General features: G+C 62.7%; 21 protein-coding genes. 17 read left to right on the top strand and 4 right to left on the bottom strand.

What is annotated here, in order from left to right; translation table 11 throughout:
- Nucleotides 1-62 precede the first annotated feature (62 nt).
- The 14 genes from rfaD (at nt 63) to B7G66_RS08610 (ending at nt 13,333) form a co-directional block, all read left to right on the top strand.
- A complete protein-coding gene (gene rfaD, locus B7G66_RS08680; RefSeq protein ID WP_003617486.1) occupies nt 63-1,043 on the top strand; it encodes an ADP-glyceromanno-heptose 6-epimerase in 981 nt (326 codons plus the stop codon).
- Between the two features lie 335 nt (nt 1,044-1,378).
- Nucleotides 1,379-2,242, top strand: coding sequence for a prolipoprotein diacylglyceryl transferase (gene lgt / locus B7G66_RS08670; protein ID WP_003617490.1), 864 nt, complete (start codon nt 1,379-1,381; stop codon nt 2,240-2,242).
- Nucleotides 2,239-3,342, top strand: a complete 1,104-nt coding sequence (locus B7G66_RS08665) for a class I SAM-dependent methyltransferase (RefSeq protein WP_003617493.1) — start codon at nt 2,239-2,241, stop codon at nt 3,340-3,342. The genes lgt and B7G66_RS08665 overlap by 4 nt, the downstream gene beginning before the upstream one ends.
- 77 nt (nt 3,343-3,419) lie before the next feature.
- A complete protein-coding gene (pgeF, locus tag B7G66_RS08660) occupies nt 3,420-4,235 on the top strand; it encodes a peptidoglycan editing factor PgeF (protein ID WP_003617494.1) in 816 nt (271 codons plus the stop codon).
- A gap of 7 nt (nt 4,236-4,242) precedes the next feature.
- Nucleotides 4,243-5,739, top strand: a complete 1,497-nt coding sequence (locus B7G66_RS18190) for a hypothetical protein (protein ID WP_048859091.1) — start codon at nt 4,243-4,245, stop codon at nt 5,737-5,739.
- A 202-nt stretch (nt 5,740-5,941) separates the two neighbouring features.
- Nucleotides 5,942-6,925, top strand: a complete 984-nt coding sequence (locus B7G66_RS08650) for a ribose-phosphate pyrophosphokinase (RefSeq protein WP_003617498.1) — start codon at nt 5,942-5,944, stop codon at nt 6,923-6,925.
- A 194-nt stretch (nt 6,926-7,119) separates the two neighbouring features.
- Nucleotides 7,120-7,710 carry a histidine phosphatase family protein gene (locus B7G66_RS08645; RefSeq protein ID WP_003617501.1) on the top strand — a complete coding sequence of 197 codons (591 nt, stop codon included), beginning with the start codon at nt 7,120-7,122 and terminating at the stop codon, nt 7,708-7,710.
- A gap of 242 nt (nt 7,711-7,952) precedes the next feature.
- On the top strand, nt 7,953-8,573 hold the full coding sequence (locus tag B7G66_RS08640) for a 50S ribosomal protein L25/general stress protein Ctc (RefSeq protein WP_003617503.1): 621 nt from the start codon (nt 7,953-7,955) through the stop codon (nt 8,571-8,573).
- A gap of 32 nt (nt 8,574-8,605) precedes the next feature.
- Entirely contained in the window at nt 8,606-9,178 is a 573-nt protein-coding gene (gene pth, locus B7G66_RS08635; RefSeq protein WP_040510392.1) for an aminoacyl-tRNA hydrolase, read from the top strand.
- Between the two features lie 5 nt (nt 9,179-9,183).
- Complete coding sequence (gene ychF, locus B7G66_RS08630; protein ID WP_003617507.1) at nt 9,184-10,278, top strand: redox-regulated ATPase YchF; 1,095 nt, start codon at nt 9,184-9,186, stop codon at nt 10,276-10,278.
- Nucleotides 10,279-10,369: 91 nt separating this feature from the next.
- Nucleotides 10,370-11,638 (top strand): glutamate-5-semialdehyde dehydrogenase, encoded by a 1,269-nt coding sequence (locus tag B7G66_RS08625; RefSeq protein WP_048859092.1) that lies wholly within the window; start codon nt 10,370-10,372, stop codon nt 11,636-11,638.
- Nucleotides 11,639-11,658: 20 nt separating this feature from the next.
- On the top strand, nt 11,659-12,285 hold the full coding sequence (locus B7G66_RS08620) for a nicotinate-nucleotide adenylyltransferase (protein WP_003617511.1): 627 nt from the start codon (nt 11,659-11,661) through the stop codon (nt 12,283-12,285).
- A gap of 124 nt (nt 12,286-12,409) precedes the next feature.
- Entirely contained in the window at nt 12,410-12,865 is a 456-nt protein-coding gene (rsfS, locus tag B7G66_RS08615) for a ribosome silencing factor (RefSeq protein ID WP_040511377.1), read from the top strand.
- Between the two features lie 15 nt (nt 12,866-12,880).
- Nucleotides 12,881-13,333 carry a 23S rRNA (pseudouridine(1915)-N(3))-methyltransferase RlmH gene (locus B7G66_RS08610; protein WP_003617515.1) on the top strand — a complete coding sequence of 151 codons (453 nt, stop codon included), beginning with the start codon at nt 12,881-12,883 and terminating at the stop codon, nt 13,331-13,333.
- Nucleotides 13,334-13,526: 193 nt separating this feature from the next.
- Here the strand turns inward: B7G66_RS08610 and B7G66_RS08605 are convergent, their stop codons facing one another.
- From B7G66_RS08605 to B7G66_RS08590, 4 genes are all read right to left on the bottom strand, one after another.
- Nucleotides 13,527-14,285 carry a CHAP domain-containing protein gene (locus tag B7G66_RS08605; protein ID WP_003617517.1) on the bottom strand — a complete coding sequence of 253 codons (759 nt, stop codon included), beginning with the start codon at nt 14,283-14,285 and terminating at the stop codon, nt 13,527-13,529.
- Nucleotides 14,286-14,613: 328 nt separating this feature from the next.
- Nucleotides 14,614-14,964 (bottom strand): RidA family protein, encoded by a 351-nt coding sequence (locus B7G66_RS08600; protein WP_003617519.1) that lies wholly within the window; start codon nt 14,962-14,964, stop codon nt 14,614-14,616.
- A 106-nt stretch (nt 14,965-15,070) separates the two neighbouring features.
- The gene (locus tag B7G66_RS08595; protein ID WP_040510394.1) at nt 15,071-15,742 is read right to left on the bottom strand and encodes a nucleotidyltransferase family protein; all 672 of its coding nucleotides are present in this window, start codon (nt 15,740-15,742) and stop codon (nt 15,071-15,073) included.
- Nucleotides 15,739-16,836 (bottom strand): XdhC family protein, encoded by a 1,098-nt coding sequence (locus tag B7G66_RS08590; protein WP_003617522.1) that lies wholly within the window; start codon nt 16,834-16,836, stop codon nt 15,739-15,741. Before B7G66_RS08590 ends, B7G66_RS08595 begins: the two co-directional genes overlap by 4 nt.
- 146 nt (nt 16,837-16,982) lie before the next feature.
- On the opposite strand from B7G66_RS08590, the gene B7G66_RS08585 reads away from it, so the two are divergent.
- From B7G66_RS08585 to B7G66_RS08575, 3 genes are all read left to right on the top strand, one after another.
- Nucleotides 16,983-17,363: a baeRF12 domain-containing protein gene (locus B7G66_RS08585; RefSeq protein WP_003617524.1), complete on the top strand. Its 381-nt coding sequence runs from the start codon at nt 16,983-16,985 to the stop codon at nt 17,361-17,363.
- A gap of 80 nt (nt 17,364-17,443) precedes the next feature.
- Nucleotides 17,444-18,112, top strand: coding sequence for an MBL fold metallo-hydrolase (locus tag B7G66_RS08580; protein ID WP_003617525.1), 669 nt, complete (start codon nt 17,444-17,446; stop codon nt 18,110-18,112).
- A 48-nt stretch (nt 18,113-18,160) separates the two neighbouring features.
- Nucleotides 18,161-18,670, top strand: a complete 510-nt coding sequence (locus tag B7G66_RS08575; protein ID WP_003617527.1) for a DUF192 domain-containing protein — start codon at nt 18,161-18,163, stop codon at nt 18,668-18,670.
- The last annotated feature ends 132 nt before the right edge of the window (nt 18,671-18,802 follow it).

Raw genomic sequence — 18,802 nt, 5'->3', positions numbered from 1 at the left:
TATAATTTCAGGATGTTATCGCGCCTGACTTTTTAAACAGTCTCTAATGGGATTTTGGCGTCATGATCATCATTACAGGCGGCGCGGGGTGTATCGGGTCGTGCCTGCATCAGGCGTTGCAGGCGCGGGGGGAACAGACCGCCATTGTCGATTCGCTGGGTAATGGCGGGAAATGGCATAACCTGTGCAAGCATGTGCCGGATTTCCTGATCGCACCGGCAGACCTGGATGCTTTCCTCGACAGTCGACCTGACGTGACGGCGGTTTTCCATCTCGGCGCGGTCAACGACACCACCGCCACTGATGGCGACATGGTGTGGCGCACCAATGTGGACCTGTCGCTGCGCCTGCTGGAATGGTGCACGCATGAAGAAGCCCGCTTCATTTATGCATCATCCGCCGCGACATATGGTGCGGCGGACCGGGCGGGAATGTTTTCCGATGATCCGGCGCACCTGCACACGCTGCGCCCCAACAGCCTGTATGGATGGTCCAAGCACGCATTCGACTGCCTGTTGCAACGCCGCCTTGCGCAGGGCGACCTGCAGGGGCTGTCATGGGCGGGGCTGAAGCTGTTCAACGTCTATGGCCCCAATGAATATCACAAGGGGGCCATGGCCTCGCTTGTGCATGCGAAATACGTCGAACTACGTGCCGGTGGCCCGGCGCGCCTGTTTCGTTCCGACAGGCCGGACGTGGCTGACGGGCATCAGGCGCGTGATTTCATATGGGTGGGGGATGTGGTGTCGGTCATGTTGTGGCTGCTCGATCACCAGCATGTCCACGGGCTGTTCAATTGCGGGACCGGGGTGGCGCGCACCTGTCTCGACCTTGTGGATGCGGTGTGCGATGCGGCGCATGTCGCGCGGCGGGTCGAATTCATCGACATGCCTGCCGCCCTGCGCGGGCAGTACCAATCCTATACCTGCGCCGACATGACGCGCCTGCGCACGGCGGGTTACACACAGGCTTTCACCCCGCTTGCACAGGGTGTGGAACGCTATGTCCGTGCGTATCTTGCCGCTGCCGACCCGTATCTTTAAAGGGTTTGGGTATCGCCTCTTTTTGACATGATGACGCCTTCTGACCTTTGGGTTTGACAAAGCTCCGCCACGACATTGGGGAAATTCGCGATGGTGTGGGATTTTTCATGTCAAACGGATGTGGGGGATTGCCGGATGTGGCAGACCCAATAACATCTTGGGATTATGTGGGACCCTGGGAATGGATTTTCCGCGAACCTTCAGGTAACGCCGCCTTTGCCGCAGGTGGGGATGGCATCGGAAAACGTTTACTTTATTTATTATCAACGGCTTATTTTAATGAAGCAGGCACTGCGGCCCCGTGCCTGTAAAATCCCGATTGTGAAAGTCGCTGCATGCTGCCTGTCCTGATATTCCCGCAATTCGACCCGGTTATGGTGCATTTCGGACCGTTTGGCCTGCGCTGGTATGCGATGGCCTATATCGTGGCACTGGTGGTCGGGTGGCGCGTGGCGCGGCGCCTTGTGGCACTGGCACCACGTGCGGCGTCCGCGCTGCAGGTCGATGACTTCCTGACCTGGGCGACGCTGGGTGTGGTGCTTGGCGGCAGGCTTGGCTACATCCTGTTTTATCAGCCGGGATACTATCTGTCCCACCCGCTGGCGATCCTGGAGGTCTGGCACGGGGGAATGTCGTTCCATGGCGGGGCCGCAGGGGTCATTATCGCGCTGATCATCTTTACGTGGCGTAATAAACTCAGCTTCCTTGGCTTTTCGGACCGGATCACCACGGTAGTGCCCATCGGGCTTGGGCTGGGGCGGGTCGCCAATTTCATCAATGGCGAATTATGGGGGCGTGAGGCCCCGGCCACCCTGCCATGGGCGATGATCTTTCCCGATGCCGGGCCGGTGCCGCGCCATCCCTCCGAACTGTACGAGGCTTTTGCCGAAGGGCTGGTGCTCTTTACCGTGATGTGGCTGGTGTCACGCAGCCAGAAGGTGCGTGAACATCCCGGCTTCCTCGCGGGGCTGTTCCTGTTCGGTTATGCCATCGCACGCACGGTGTGCGAACTGTTTCGCGAACCGGACTCCTTTATCGGTTTCCTGCCGTTTGGCGTTACCATGGGGCAGGTACTGTGCGTGCCCATGGTGATCGGCGGGCTGGGGCTGATGCTCAATGCCTGCCTGCGTCCCGCGCGCACGGAGCTGATGCCCCCCGATGCCCCCGGGCTGGAGGAGGACGGGGACACCGCCCGATGAATGTTCCTGCCGCGCCTGTCCGGCTGGACCGTTTCATGGCCCGTGCCAATGCGGCGTATTACAGCGGGCGTGACCCGTTTGCCGATTTCATTACCGCGCCCGAAATCTCGCAGATGTTTGGCGAACTCCTTGGCGCATGGGTGGCGGTCACATGGCAGGCCATGGGCACCCCCACGCCCTTTGTCCTGGCGGAGGCCGGGCCGGGACGCGGGACGCTGATGGCCGATGCGCTGCGCCTGCTGGCGCGCGTGGCCCCCGCCTGTTACGCTGCGGCGCGGGTGCATATGGTCGAAACCTCCCCCCGCCTGCGTCAGGTCCAGGCCACGTCGCTGGCGCCGCATGTGGGGGTGTGTGCGCCTGTCTGGCATGATGCGGTGACAGGACTGCCACCGGGGGCGATGATCCTGCTGGCCAATGAATTCCTTGATGCGCTGCCCATCCGGCAGTTCGTGCGCACCGCGCGGGGATGGGACGAACGCAGTGTGGTGGGGGAGGTGTTCGTGACCGCCCCCGCCACTGACCTGCCTGCCGATGGCCCCCTTGCGACACGCGATGTGCCCGAAGGCGAGGTGCTTGAAACCTGCGAGGGCGCGCTTGGCATCGCGCGTCAACTCGGGCGGCGGCTGATGGATGGGATGGGGGCCGCGCTGTTCATTGATTACGGGTATGACGGGCCGGGATGGGGCGATACGTTGCAGGCCCTGTGCGATGGGCATCCGGCATGGCCGCTGGCCCGGCCGGGGATGGCGGACCTGACGGCGCATGTCGATTTTGCGGCATTCGGTATGGCCGCGCGCGCGGGCGGATGCACCACATGGGGCAGTGTGACACAGGGGGCATTCCTGTCGACGCTGGGCCTGTTTCCCCGTGCGCAGCAGCTTGCACGCAACCAGCCGCATGAGGTCGCACGCCAGATTGGCGAGGCCGCGCAGCGCCTTGCGGCGCCCGATCGCATGGGCGGCCTGTTTCGTGTCATGGCCCTGACATCGCCCGGCATAACCGGATTGGCGGGATTTGAGGGCTGCATGCCCACCGCGCCAACTTGCGCCGGTGGTGGCGGGAATGCTGGTCCAGCAGAAAGCGGCCAGGCGAAAGATTAAGTCCAGGGAAAGATTAAGTAAGGAAAAGGTAAGTTGGGAAAAGGCGGGCCGGAATACGGCGGACAGGCAACGGGCGGATGATGCAAATGGCGGGGAAGGGGCAACTGGAAGACGATCAGCTGGATGGGGCGATCGTGCGGGCCGGGGCGCTGGGTCATGTGCCACATGGGTTTTTCACCCGCCTTGGGGGGGTATCGACCGGGCCATATGCATCGCTGAACTGCTCCATGCGCAGTGGCGATAATCCTGCCGCCCTGCGTGAAAACCGTGCACGGGTCGCACGCGCGGTGGGGGTCGCGCCAGAACACCTTCTTGGTGTGACGCAGGTCCATGGCCGTGATGTGATCAGCGTCAGCGCACCATGGGCCGAGGGACAGGGCGCGTCGGCAGATGCCATGGTATGCGCCCGTCCCGGCCTTGCACTGGGGGTCATTACCGCTGATTGCGCACCGGTTCTGTTTGCTGATGTGCGGGGGCAGGTGGTGGGGGCCGCACATGCCGGATGGCGTGGCGCCGCCGCTGGCGTGCTGGAGGAAACGGTTGCTGCGATGTGCGCGCTGGGAAGCCGGGCGGCCGATATCCGTGCCGTGGTCGGCCCCTGTATCGCGCGTGACAGTTACGAGGTCGGGGCTGACATGCGGGACGCGGTGCTGGCGCTGGACGGTGCGGCGGGTGCGTTTTTCACCCCCGCGCGGCGGGAGGGGCATGACCAGTTCGACCTTGCCGCCTATTGCGTGGCGCGCCTGCATCGTGCGGGCGTGGGGGTGGCGCGGGCGCTGGGGATTGATACCCTGACGGACGAGGGCCGGTTCTTTAGCCATCGCCGCCGCACGCTGGCGGGGGGCGGGAAGATCGGGCACCAGATTTCAGTAATCACCGTGCCCCATGTATGATGCCGCAATGAGGGTAAAGTTTTTCAGGCATGGCGTGATGGCCCTGACGATGTCGGGCCTGTGCCTCCTTGCCGGGTGTCTCGACGTGCCGCATCCGTTCCGTCGCACTGGCCTGTCGCAGCTTTCTGATGCGCCGCCCGCACGACTTGCGGTGCCGTTGCCCACGCAGGCGCTGCTGGTCAACATGGCCGCGCAGACATGGCAGAAGGACATGGTTGCCGCGATGCTGGACCAGTCGGTTCCCGCCGTGGGGCAGGCCGCGAAAAATGGTGACTGGTGGTTACGCATGACCGCCACACTTGAAGGGAACATGGTCGTCCCGACCTATGCCGTGATCACCCCGAAAGGGGAGGTCCGGGGGCAGGTCAAAGGGGCGCCCGTGCCCGCCGCGTCGTGGTCTGGCGGGTCTGATGCGGTGATGATGGCATCGGCGGGACAGGCCGCGCCAGAGGTCGCGACCCTGCTGACCGGTATTCAGGCCGCCCAGATGCAAAAAGACCCGAGCAGCCTGAAAAATCGGCCCGCCCATGTGTTTTTCCAGGGGGTGAGGGGCGCGCCGGGTGATGGGAATGCAGCACTGGCCCGGGCATTTTCCGCATCGTTGCGCGATGCCCACGATCAGGTCCAGCATACGCAGGGCGGTGCCGATTTTACCGTCCTGTGTACCGTGGTCGTAACACAGTTGCCCGCGCCCGGTCCGGCACGTCAGCGCCTGACGCTGACATGGCGTGTGACCGACCCCCATGGCAAGGAAGCCGGGGCCGCGACGCAGATCCATGATATCGCCGCGCATGCGCTTGACCGGAAATGGGGCGATGCCGCCGAAGCCGCGGGCGAGGAAGCCGCCGGGGGCGTGCGACAGATCATCTCGCGCTATTCCGGGCGGGATAACGTGCCGCTTTCTGCGAATGCCGCCACCGTTACGGCCCCGCCTGCCGCGAGTCCGCCCATCGTGCATTCAGCCGCCCCACCACATCCCGTGACCCGGCATGTGCCTGCCATGGCGGAGTCGCCCGTGGCCTCTATCCCCGCGGCCTCCACCCCTGCGGCCTCGACCCCCGTGATATCGACCCCAGTGGCGCCAGCTTCGGTGGCGCCAGTTCAGGTGGTGCCAACCCCGGCGGTGACGGCGTCACCGGCCCCGGTTGCCCGTGTTGCCCCTGCTGCTCCTGTCCCGGTCGCCCCTCCTGTTCCTGTGCCCCCTGTCCCTGCCGCTCCTGCCACACCGCCTGTGGTGGCCAGAGCCACCGCCGTTCCTGCTGTTGCTTCTGTCCGGGCTGCTGCGGTTGTGGTCTCTCCTGCCGCATCACCCGTGATGGTCCCCGCGACGGCGGTGCCGACGATACCGCCATCCGTACCGTCACCCGTGCAAGCATCCGTTCCGCCTGCCCAGGCCGTATCGACACAGGTTCCATCTTCCGTATCGTCCGCCACGCCGTCCACCGCCACACCCGTCACCGTGCCTGCGCGGCACCTGCCGGGGGTGACCCTGCCACCGCGATAACCGCCCGGCGGCAGGTGTGGCTGTCACGCCACGTTGGGGATGTGTGTTTATGATGCAGGTCCGCGTTGATGTGTTCTGGCCGCACTTCGGGGCGGTGCGGTGGTGACACGGACTGGCGCGATTGCTAGAACCCGGCCCATCCATGCAAACGGAAGTGCCCTGCACGGTCGCTCCGCCTCACGTCGTCCGGGAACGTCGCAAGATGAAAATCGTCGCCTGTAACAGTAATCTGCCCCTTGCTGAAAAAGTTGCGGTCGAACTGGGGATGCCCTTGTGCGACGTGACCGTCCGTCGCTTTGCCGACATGGAAATCTTTGTCGAGATCCATGAAAACGTGCGTGGCGAGGATGTGTTTGTCATCCAGAGCACCTGCTCGCCCACCAATGACAACCTGATGGAACTGCTGATCATGCTCGATGCGCTGCGTCGTGGCTCTGCCCGGCGCATCACGGCGGTCATGCCTTATTTCGGTTATGCGCGGCAGGATCGCAAATCCGGCCCCCGCACCCCCATCAGCGCAAAACTTGTGGCGAATATCCTGGTGGAGGCCGGTGCCAACCGCATCCTGACGATGGACCTGCATGCTATGCAGATCCAGGGATTTTTCGACGTCCCGGTGGATAACCTTTATGCCGCCCCCCTATTTACCCGCGATATCAAGGGCCGCATGGGGCTGGAGGCGCCGTTGCCGTATGAGGCCCCGGAACTCAATATCCCCGGCGGACCGCATAACCTGATGATTGTCTCCCCCGATGTGGGGGGCGTGGTGCGTGCGCGGCAACTGGCGCAGCGGCTGAATGTGGACCTTGCCATCATCGACAAGCGGCGCGAACGCGCTGGCGTGTCGGAGGTGATGAATGTGATCGGTGATGTGCGCGGACGATACTGCGTGCTGGTTGATGATATCGTCGATAGTGGCGGGTCGCTGTGCAATGCGGCGGAGGCCCTGATGCGCCATGGCGCCGCTGCGGTGGAGGCATATGTGACCCATGGCGTCCTGACGGGCGGTGCAGTCAGCCGCATCGGGCAGTCCCCGTTGCAGATGCTGACCCTGACCGACAGCATTGCCAAGACGGAGGACGTGCGCCAGTCGCATAATATCCGCCAGATCAGCACGGCCAACCTGCTGTCCCGCGCCATGCGTGCGGTGTCGGATGAAAGTTCTGTGTCGTCCCTGTTTGACTGATTGGACTGATTTGACTGATTTAACTGGGGCCACCGGACGGTGGGGGCCTGTGTGACGGGCACGGTCTGACGGGCACGGTCTGATGGGCCGGCGTCATGATGCAGGATTTATTTCATAGTATGTCACGGGGTTGAATTGACCCGGCAATGGGTGAAGGCTATCGCCGGGACAGCCAATCAGGAAGGAACCTGCTGATGACGGACCTGCTCGCCCGGCCATACTGGTATCTGCGACATGGGGAGACGGACTGGAATGCCGAGGGGCGTTCACAGGGCCGGACCGACATCCCGCTCAATCCCACGGGGGAGGCGCAGGCGCGGCAGGCGGGGCTGGTGCTGGCGCGGCATCTGGGGGAACATCCCATCGCGCGCATTGTCTCTTCCCCGCTGGGGCGTGCGCGGCGTACGGCGGAAATCGTGGCGCAGGTCCTTGCGGAACATGGTGCGCCGCTGTTCCAGGTGGACCTTGATGACGGGCTGAAAGAAGTCTGTTTCGGCGACCAGGAAGGCAAGCCGATGGGCAATTGGTACGATAGCTGGATCGCGGGGGAATACACGCCTGTGGATGGCGAAAGCTTTGCCGAACTGCGTGAACGCGCGGTTTGCGCCATCAACCGCGCGACCGAGGCCCCCGGCGTACCGCTTGTGGTCTGTCATGGCGGCATGTTTCGTGCCCTGCGCGCGGCAATGGGGTTGAAGCCCAACGTACGCCTGCCCAATGCAACGCCCATGTGGGCGCAGCCCGCAGGTCCCGCACAGCCATGGGAACTGACCGCCGTTTCCTGACACCGCTCTTCGCGTTTCGCGGGCCATTGCGCCACGCGACCGCCGTTTCAAGGTGATGTGGTGGCCGTAAGACCCATCCCCGATGACGGAAGGGCAGGATGCGTATCGTGCGCTCCACATTGCCCGGCCCGATGGGGTAAAAATGCCTGTCCACATTGCATCGCGCAGCCTTTTCCGTTAAAGGCCGCGCACGCGCTGGCACCCCTGGAGGCTGGCGCGCCTTGTGATTCAGGAGCAGACAAGTGACCAAATTCACGAAAATCGATGTTTCTTCGCGCGCGAAGGCTGGTAAGGGGGCAGCGCGGGCGACGAGACGTGCCGGGCTTGTTCCCGGTGTTATCTATGGCGGCAAGCAGGAAGCCGTGCTGATCGCGCTCGACCCGCGTATCGTGGCCCGCGAACTGCACAAGCCGGGCTGGCGTTCGCGCATCTATGACATCTCCATCGATGGCAGCAAGACGGAGCATGCGCTCCTGCGTGAAATCCAGTTGCACCCGGTATCCGACGTGCCGCTGCATGTTGACTACCAGCGCCTTGCCGAAGGGCAGAAGGTACATGTGGAAGTCTCCATCACCTTCACCGGTGAAGAAGTCTCCCCCGGTATCAAGCGTGGTGGTGTGCTGAACATCGTGCGTCATACCGTGGACGTCGTGGCCGACCCCGCCAACATGCCCGAGGGCTTCAGCGCGGATCTGTCAAAGCTCGACATCCATGACAACGTGCGTTGGGAAGACCTCAAGGGTACGGAACATGTGACCCCGGTCCAGCATATCCCGAACTTCGTCATCGCCACCATCGCCGCACCGACGGTCGAGGCCGACGACGCGGGTGGTGACGCCGCGGCCGCGGACGCCGCGGGCTGATCGCGCGAACCTGACACGACTGGACAGACGCCATGCTCCTTTGGACCGGATTGGGAAACCCCGAACCGGGGATGAGCCGGAATCGCCATAATGTCGGGTTCATGGCCGTTGACCGGATCGCCGAACGCCACGGGTTCGCCCCGTGGCGCAAGCGCTTTCGCGGTGAAGTCAGCGAAGGGCAGATTGGCCGCCACAAGGTCATGCTGCTCAAGCCGCTGACCTATATGAATCTTTCGGGTGAAAGTGTTCAGCAGGCGGCGGCGTTTTACAAGCTGTCGGCCGATGCCATCACGGCATTTCACGACGAACTGGACCTTGCCCCCGGCCGTATCCGCGTCAAGCGCGGTGGCGGGGCGGCAGGGCATAACGGGCTGCGGTCCATGGACCGCATGCTTGGCACACAGGATTACTGGCGTGTGCGGATCGGCATCGGCCATCCTGGCACCCGCGAACGGGTGACGGGGCATGTGCTGGGCGATTTTTCGCGCGATGACCGGCTGTGGCTCGATCCCATGCTTGATGCGCTGTCGGATACGGCGGCAATCCTTGCGGACGGGCAGCCGGAACTGTTCATGACCAGAATGGCCAGCCACACGGGGGAATAGGGGATATGGGCTTCAACTGCGGGATCGTGGGGCTGCCGAATGTCGGCAAGTCCACGCTGTTCAATGCCTTGACCGAAACGGCGTCGGCACAGGCGGCGAATTACCCCTTCTGCACGATCGAGCCGAATGTCGGCCGCGTTGCCGTGCCTGACCCGCGGCTGGCGGAACTGGCGCGTATCGGCAAGTCGCAGAAGATCCTGCCGACCAGCCTTGAATTCGTCGATATTGCGGGTCTGGTGCGTGGCGCGTCGCGTGGCGAAGGGCTGGGGAACCAGTTCCTTGCCAACATCCGCGAGGTGGACGCCATTATCCATGTCCTGCGCTGTTTCGAGGATGATGACATCACCCATGTCGAGGGTGGGGTCGATCCGCTGCGCGATGCGGAGATCATTGAAACCGAACTGATGCTGGCCGATCTCGAGTCGTTGGAAAAACGGATCGTGGCGCTACAGAAAAAGGCGCGCGGCAATGATCGTGAGGCCGCAGCCCAGGTCGAATTGATGGAGCCGTTGATCGCGGCCCTGCGTGAGGGACAGCCCGCGCGCACCGCCATTCCCGCCGGACAGGAAGAGGCGGTGCGCCGCCTGAACCTGATGACGTCCAAGCCGGTGCTGTATGTCTGTAACGTGGACGAAGGCTCTGCCGCGACGGGCAACGCATTTTCCGACAAGGTCCGTGCCCGCGCCGAAGCCGAAGGGGCGGCCGTGGTCATCGTGTCTGCTGCGATCGAGGCCGAAGTCAGCCAGCTGGGCGCGGAAGACCGTGCCGAATTCCTTGATGGGCTGGGGCTGAGTGACAGTGGCCTCGACCGTGTCATCGCCGCAGGGTATCGCCTGCTGGGCCTGAGCACCTACTTCACGGTCGGGCCAAAGGAAACGCGCGCATGGACCATTACGGCCGGGATGCGCGCGCCGCAGGCCGCCGCCGTCATTCACAATGATTTTGAACGCGGGTTCATCGCCTGCGAAACCGTTGCGTATGACGACTATATCCAGTGCAATGGCGAGGCTGGCGCCAAGGAAGCTGGCAAGCTGCGAATCGAGGGACGTGATTATGTGGTGCAAGATGGTGATGTCTTGCTGTTCCGCTTTAACGTCTGATGCATGGTGCGATGTGGTCCGCATGGCCCGCATCGCGCATTGAATGACAGGGAAACCCAAGGGCATGACCATTTCCGCGACATCCACCCCCATGGATCATGCCCCGCTTTCCCCGACGGCCGCGACAGTGGTGGCCGATATGGCGCGCCGTGCCCGCATCGCAGGTCGCGCATTGGGCCATAGCAGCACAGCACAGCGTAACGAGGCCCTGTGCCAGGCGGCGGCCGCGCTGCGGGCGGTCCGGGCCGAGCTGCTGGCGGCCAATGCGCGCGATGTCGCGGCGTTTTCTGGCGCCGCGTCCTTTCGTGACCGCCTGACCCTTGATGCGGCACGGGTCGAGGCGATGGCGAAGGGGCTGGAGGATGTCGCGAAATTGCCCGACCCGTTGGGGCGGGTGCTGTCCGAATGGACGCGCCCCAACGGATTGAAAATACGCCGTGTCGCAACCCCGGTTGGCGTGATCGGCATGATTTATGAAAGCCGCCCGAATGTGGGGGCGGATGCCGCTGCTTTGTGCATCAAGTCGGGCAATGCGGTGATCCTGCGTGGCGGGTCCGACAGCATCCACAGTGCGCGTGTGATCCACGGTGCGATGCAGGCCGGGCTGCGGGCTGCGGGCCTGCCGGTGGATGCGGTGCAGATCCCCCCCGATACGGACCGGCGCCATGTGGCCGACATGCTGGCGGCGTCGGGCCTGATCGACCTGCTGATCCCGCGTGGGGGCAAGTCATTGGTGGAGCGTGTGTGCCGTGAGGCCCGTGTCCCTGTCCTGTCGCATGCCGAAGGATTGTGCCACACCTATGTCCATGCCGCCGCCGACCTTGAAATGGCGCGGCGCATCGTTCTGAATGCCAAGATGCGGCGCACGGGCATCTGTGGCGCGACGGAAACGCTGTTGATCGACAATGCGATCGCCCCGGTGCTTCTGCCCGGACTGGTGGAGGATCTGGCGACGAAGGGATGTGCGTTCCGTGCCGATGCGCGCGCGCGCGCCATCGTGCCCGACCTGCCCCCCGCGACTGCGCAGGATTTTGCCACCGAATGGCTGGATGCGGTCATATCGGTTGCGGTGGTGGACGGGATTGATGACGCGCTGGCCCATATCGTGCGTTATGGAAGTTCCCATACCGAAGCGATCATCACCGAAGATGCGCACGCCGCGACCCGGTTCCTGAATGAAACCGACAGTGCGGTGGTGATGTGGAATGCCTCCACCCAGTTCTGTGACGGGGGGGAATTCGGGTTTGGTGCGGAAATTGGCATCGCCACCGGGCGTTTTCATGCCCGCGGCCCCGTCGGGTTGGAACAGTTGACCACGTTCCGGTACGAAGTGATCGGCACCGGTCAGGTCCGTCCCTGACGCGTTATGATGGCTGTGTCATGACGGGGGCCTCTGCGACCATTCCCGTGCGTGGGGACCGTCGCCGCGCATCAATCGGGCTGCTGGGTGGGTCGTTCAATCCCATCCATGATGGGCATATCCAATTGGCCTGCCGGGCGTTGCGCCAGCTTTCCCTGGATCAGGTATGGTTGCTGGTGTCGCCGGGGAATCCATTGAAACCCGTGGCGGGCATGGCCCCGCAGGCACAGCGGCTGGAGCAGGCCCGCAGGCGTGTCGCCCCGTTCGGGCGGCGGATCATCGCCACCGATATCGAAGGCCGCATGGGAACCCGGTACACCATTGATACGATTACGCAGTTGCGACGCCGTTTCCCATGTGCCCGCTTTGTCTGGCTGATGGGGGCGGATGGCCTGGCGCAGATGGCATGCTGGCGGCGATGGCGGCGGATCATGCAGCTTGTGCCCGTCGCGATTTTACCGCGTCCGGGATATAATCCGGCGGCGTTGCGCGGGCAGGTGGCGCGATATATGGCGTCATCACGTCGCCCCGCGCGTGAGGCGCCGGTACTGACACGATATGGGGGATGCGCATGGGTCTTTCTTCCCGCGCCGCAGAACGCTATATCAGCGACAGAAATACGTGCATCGGGCCACCGCCCGGCCTAGCCATGCCTGACGGGCATGCGCAGGCACCCCGACAGGAGTGAGAGCCATCATCAGGAAGCCTTCAGCCGAAACGGGTGCAAAACGCCGTACGGGCACCAAGACCACCGTCGCGTCTGCAACCCCGCTGGGTGGTGCGATCACCGCGCCGGGAACCCCGCGCAAGAAAGCCGCCGTGGCAGGCCCCGCCGCATCGGAGCAGCGTGAGCCGGTGATCGACCCCATGGTCGAAACCTATCTGGACATCATCACGAACAGCCTTTCCGATGACAAGGGAGAGGATATCGTCGTGCTGGACCTGCGTGGGCGTGCGGCTTTTGCGGATCGCATGGTGATTGCCACCGGCGTGGCCGACCGTCAGATTTCGGCCATGGCATCCCATATCGAGCGCAAGTTGCGTGAAGTCGGGTTGAAGCGGGTCCTGATCGAGGGCGCCAATGGTTCTGACTGGGTGCTGATTGATGCGGGTGACATCATTGTCCACCTGTTCAAGGCCGAAGCGCGCGAGATGTATGGTCTGGAACGGATGTGGGGCAAGGAACTCGACATTCCCCCCGAAGAACCTGCCGACCCGTTGGGCTAGGCAGTATTGCTGCATATGATCGCCATCGGGCGGATGAAGGATCGGGTCGAAAAGGATCTGTTCAACCGCTATGCCGACCGCCTTTCCCCGCGCCTTAAACTGACGGAACTGCCCGAAGGGCGCGGTGCGGCGGGGGAGGCCAAGCGGCGCGAAGGGCAGGCGCTTCTGGCCGCACTTCCACCGCGTGCGCAGGTCGTGGCGATGGATGAGGGGGGCAGGACCTATGACAGCCTGTCTTTTGCGCGGGCGTTGGAACGCTGGATGGGCCTGTCACGTCCCATCTGTTTCCTGATCGGTGGTGCAGAAGGGCTTGATGGCTGCGTCATCGAACGCGCGGATGAGACCTTGTCACTGGGACAGATGACGTGGCCGCATATGCTGGTGCGGGGCCTGCTGGCGGAACAGCTTTATCGGGCACGGGCGATCGCGACGGGCCATCCCTATCATCGGGCGGGTCGACCGGGCTGATTATTCTCTCTTGATGGGGATAAAAGTTCTGGGATGCCGACTTTTTAAAAAAAGTGGCGTCTTTTGAAGCGTTCTCAGAAAAAAGCTTCACCAAAAACTTCTGGATGATATCGGGCGGCCTTCAGGCGGTCATGCCCGCACGGGCAATGCCCTGTCGCCGTGGTCTCGTATCAGGAGGTTCGCGCGGTCCCGGTTATTCCCAGGAACGGTTGGGCGCGTCGTCTTCAAAGGCGAGGGAGGAGGAATCCGCTGAAACGGGTTCTGGGGCTTCCGCGATTTCCGTCACCGCATGATGGCCCTTGCGGCTGGTGGCGACAGGCTGGCGGGCAACCTGCTGATAGGCGGTCATCATGTCGGCCTGCTGGCTGCTGTTTTCACGTCCGCTCCCTTCGGGGCGGCCATAAATGAAGCCATAGGTGGGATAGATGCTGCCAAACGCACCGTTGCGGCTGTTCAGGGCAACGCGCACGGCGGACCAGTCATTGTTCGGCGAAACGTCGATGACGGATACATTCCGGCTGACACCGCGCTGGCCCCAGTGTGACTGATCAATGATGACCGTCCGGCTGTCGACCAGTTGCCGGACAACGGCGACATGGCCAAGGGGCATCCGGCGCGTGGCGCGGAAGTTCAGGACGCTTCCTTCCTCCGGCGTGTTGCCACGGGCATAACGACCTGCGGCATTGTGCCACCAGTCGGCCGCGTTGCCCCGGATCATCACATTGGACGCGCTCTTGGCGAAGGCGACGCACTGGATGACATGACCGGTTTCATGACGGTGCGTGCGATAGGAAGCGTGATGCACGCCACTGCGATGTGTGGTGGAGGCATGCGTCGCGCGGGATGCTGCATGATGAATGGTGCGGGCCTGTGTGGTGCCCGATATCAGCAACCCGAAAGAGGCTGTAAAGACGGATAGGTAAAAGCCACGCTTCAGACTGCCGATCCGCATTCTCTTAAAGTCTCCGCCTCTGGGTTATGCCGTAAGGGGTCGTTGCATCCCGCCCATGTGAAGTAGCAAGCCGTTTGCAATCCTGACAAGCCTGCGTGGCGCATCTCGATCGCGAGTATGTAAGTTTTCGCAGAATAACCTGTCAAAAACGAAAAAATAGGAATTAATTCCTTAACTGGACTAAAAACATCTGCTTTCTCCAGCGCTTTTCACGGCTTTATGTCTTGATTCGCACTGCGCGAAGATCAGCATGTAGATACGAAGAGTGGCATAAATGTGACACCTGATTCGCGCCCCGCCACCCTTCGCCATGGTCTGCCGAAACGGATTATTTCGTGCAGATGATCATGATTTCGACACGTACGTCGGGGTGGGCCATCTTGGCTTCGACGCATGCGCGTGCCGGGGCGCCACCCTTGGGCAGCCATGCGCTCCAGACCTTGTTCAGGGCATCACGTTCGGTGATGTCCTTGACCCAGATCTGGGCCTGCAGCAGGCGTGTATTGTCGGTGCCGTGCGCTTCCAGTGCCGCGTCGATCTGTTCCAGGACGTCCTTGGTCTGTGCGGTGATGTCGGCGGACAGGTCACGCGCGACGAAGCCCTGCGTGAACAGGAAGCCGTGATATTCGACAACCTTTGACAGGATCTCGTTCGAATCACTGCGGATAATCTTGCTCATGTTTTTATTCCCTGTGTGAAAGATTTAAGGAACGTTGCCGCAACGGCTGCCCGTTCGCCCGTTTTGTGTGCCACGCCCGTTCCGCAGGTCAAGTCAGACCCGCAGGTCAGGAGACGAGCGACAGCATGGAAAACTGCGCCAGCCGTTCGGGCGTGTCGAAATCCGCGTGGATTTCCGGCCCCGCCGGCAATCGCCGCAGGTCATCGCCCATCTGGCGCAGCAGGTCGCGCGCGCCGCGATCGCCCTGCATCCGCAGCAGCGCGGGGAACATCCGCCGGTCCCACAGGACGGGATGGCCGCGCCTGCCGCCCTGCATCACGACCACCGCGGCGGGATGGCTGTCGTGATGGGTCTGGATCATGCGGTCAAGCAGTCCCGTCGGCACCAGTGGCATGTCACCAAGGCAGATGAGCGCCCCGCCCGCCCCCTCTGCCTGCGCGGCTGCGACGCCTGCGCGCAGGCTGGCGGACAGGCCGCATGCATGCCCGGCTGCGTGGATCAGGTGGGGCGGTGGGTGGCGGGGATCCATATAGGGCATGATCGCGTCACGTATATCGTGCGCGCGATGGCCCAGTACGACGATGATGCGCCGCGCGGTGCTGGCCTGTATGCGTCGGATGGTCGTGGCGAGCATGGGGCGGCCATCCGCATCGCGGGCCAGCAGCTTGTGCTGTGGAAATGTCCTGCGTGACTGTCCCGCGGCCAGGACGATGGCATCTATATCGCCCGGTATGGCTGCAATGTCCGCGATTCCGGGGGGCATGCCTGATCGGGTCATGCCCAGCCGGGATGATGCCCCAGCGGCGCGTTACGGCGGACCGCGACGATTTCCGCAAGGATGGACAGCGCGATTTCCGCAGCCCCGATCGCCCCGATCGCCAGCCCGACGGGGCCGTGGATGCGCCGGGCCTGATCGTCGGTAAAGCCATCTTCGCGCAATCGTTCCAGCCGCGATGCCTGTGTCTTGCGTGACCCAAGCGCCCCTATATAGAAAGCTGGCCCCTGCAGGGCATGGCGCAGCGTCGGGTCGTCAAGCTTGGCGTCATGGGTCAGGGTGACGATTGCGGTCTGGTTGTCGATGCACAGGTGGTCAAGGGCTTCGTCAGGCCATTGCGTATCCAGCGTGATGCCGGGGAAGCGTTCCGCCGTGGCCAGTTGCGTGCGCGGGTCAATGACCGTCACGGCAAAGCCCGCCGCCTGCGCCATGGGGGCCAGGACCTGCGCGATATGGACGGCGCCCACGATCATCAGGCGCGGCTGCATCGGGATCAGGTGCAAAAACCATGCCTCGTCATGTGCATCCGTATGGCGCAGGCTGCGTCCGGCATGAAAGGCCTGGCGTGCGGTTTCACGCAGGGAGGCGACGTGACGCGCATCCTCTGGCAACGCATCGGGTGCCTGCACGCCATCGGCCGTGCGGGTCAGGATGATGTGCCTGCCATCTGACAGACGTGTTGCAAGGATGACGGGACGACGCGCGCATCGCAGGGCAACAAGCCGCTCCAGCAGGTCAAGCCCCAGCGTGCCTGCGGGATGTTCGGGGGTGCGTATCGATTCGACATACACGTCGAGCAGTCCGCCACAGGCCAGCCCTACGGACCATGCCTCCTCGCTGCTGACGCCATAGGACAGGCTGCGCGGTTGCCCCTTACGCATGACCTCGCCCGCTTCCTCGATCACGGCGCCTTCGACGCAGCCGCCGCTGACCGATCCTTCGATCCGGCCCGTGGCGCTGATGCTCATCATGCTGCCGGCGGGGCGGGGAGAACTGCCCCATGTTGAGGTAACGCAGGCAAGGGCAGTGGCCTGTCCGGCGCGGGCCCACGCGATGGCGAGGTCCAGCGGATCGTGGGAGGTGAGGGTCTGTGTCATGGCAGGGCTACTCTATCAGCACGGATACGGGTGCGTCACCTGCTGGAAATCGCGTGCGTTCGTCTCCATGTTCGTGCTTGTGCACGCACTGGCGTGATGTGGTCATGGCCTCTGCGTTTCGTTTTATATCAAGGAGCTGATATTTCATGAGTTACATTGATCCCGTCTGGTATGTTGTGGCCGACAGCCTGCATGCGCGTATCCTCAAGCATGGTGAACATGGTCTTGCGACGATTGCCCATCTCAAGAGCGATGATGCGAAAGGCCCCACGGCGCCGCATGATGGTGCTTATGGCAAGGTGGTCGCGGCATATCTGAATGACGCCGTGCGCAAGAAGGAGGCACCGGGCCTTGCGATCGCCGCGCCGGGCGAAGTGATGCACCAGATCATTGCCCATCTGGATGTCGAGGCACGCCCCGCCGTGGTGGCAAAGCTGGAAAAGGATCTGACCAACATCCCAGACCATAATCTGGTTTCACACTTCGATATTCCTGCGACGGGATGGCCGCTGCCTAAAATCCGTTGATAAACGGTGGTCCCGTCTGTGTGTTTATGGCTCAATGACGGGACCATCCGGTCAACAGGACCCACAGGAGTAGTCCCGAGATGTCGCAACCCCCGTCACTTGCGCTGGAGGTCGTCGCGGTTACGGCCTTTGCCCAGAACTGTTCCATCCTGTGGGACAGGCGGTCACGTCACGCGGTTGTCGTGGACCCGGGGGGCGATGTGCCCCGCCTGTTGCAGGTGATCGCGGACAAGAACCTGACGGTTGATGCCATCATCCTGACACATGGCCATCTTGACCATGCCGGTGGGGCCGATGCCCTGCGCGATGCCCTGACCACACGGCAGGATGGGGTCACGGTGCCCCTGATCGGGCCGGATGCACGCGATCAGTTCCTGTTGGAAAGCATTACACAGCAGGCCGCCCGCTTTGGCGTGGATGGCATGCATGATGCCCATGTCGATCGTTTCGTCACCGATGGCGAACGGCTTGACCTGCTTGGACATGAATTCCAGGTGCTGCATGTGCCCGGACATACGCCGGGGCATGTCGTCTATTTCAACCCGCAGACCCGCTTTGCCTTTGTCGGTGATACCCTTTTTCAGGGATCGGTCGGACGCACCGACTTTGCCTATGGCGATGCGGATGTGCTGAAGGAAGCCATCGTGCGGCAATTGCTTCCATTAGGCGATGATGTCACGATCCTGCCCGGTCATGGACCGACCACCACGATCGGGGCGGAACGGCAGGGCAACCTCTTTCTGCGCTGATCGTGCGGGACCGATTGCTGGAGAGAGAGATTGATGAAGTCATCCGTGATGACACCTGCCCGGATTGCCGGTGCGTGTCTGTGTGGGCTGTTGCTGTGCGGTCCCGTCGCCACGCATGCGCAGGAAACGGGCGAGCCCACCCATGCACAGCCGGAACTGCCCAAGGTTGCCCTGACCATTACGGGCCATGACAATGCGCGGCATGTCTTTTCCGTGGAAAAAGCCACGACCCCCCGTGAACAGCAGGTGGGGGAAATGTATCGCAAGTCCGTTCCCGCCGACGGGGGGATGATTTTCGTCTGGTCTTTCCCGCGCCAGAGCGACATGTGGATGCAACATACGCTCGTGCCACTCGATATCGTCTTTATCGGCACGGATAACCGCGTTTCCTCCATCGTTGAAAATGCCGTTCCGCTCAGCCTTGCGCATATCAGCAGTCATGGCGCGGTGCGCGCGACGTTGGAACTGCAGGGCGGATTGACCGAAAAATTGGGAATCGTCGTGGGCGACAAGGTCGAATCTGCCGCCCTGCCGGAGGCCGCGAAAACGTCACCCTGATTCGCTAACTTCATGAAAATCAAAAGAAATGGCGGTTTTCCGCTGTTTCTTCCTGATTGCGCCATGTGGCATGGAAAAAAGAAGCAGGTTTTTTCAATTAATGGATTGACGTTATTTGTTGTGGGGCCTATA

The sequence above is a fragment of the Novacetimonas hansenii JCM 7643 genome, assembly GCF_000964405.1.
GTDB classification, from domain to species: domain Bacteria; phylum Pseudomonadota; class Alphaproteobacteria; order Acetobacterales; family Acetobacteraceae; genus Novacetimonas; species Novacetimonas hansenii.
Note: the sequence above shows the minus strand (reverse complement) of the source record. Positions and strands in the feature narration are given on the sequence as shown.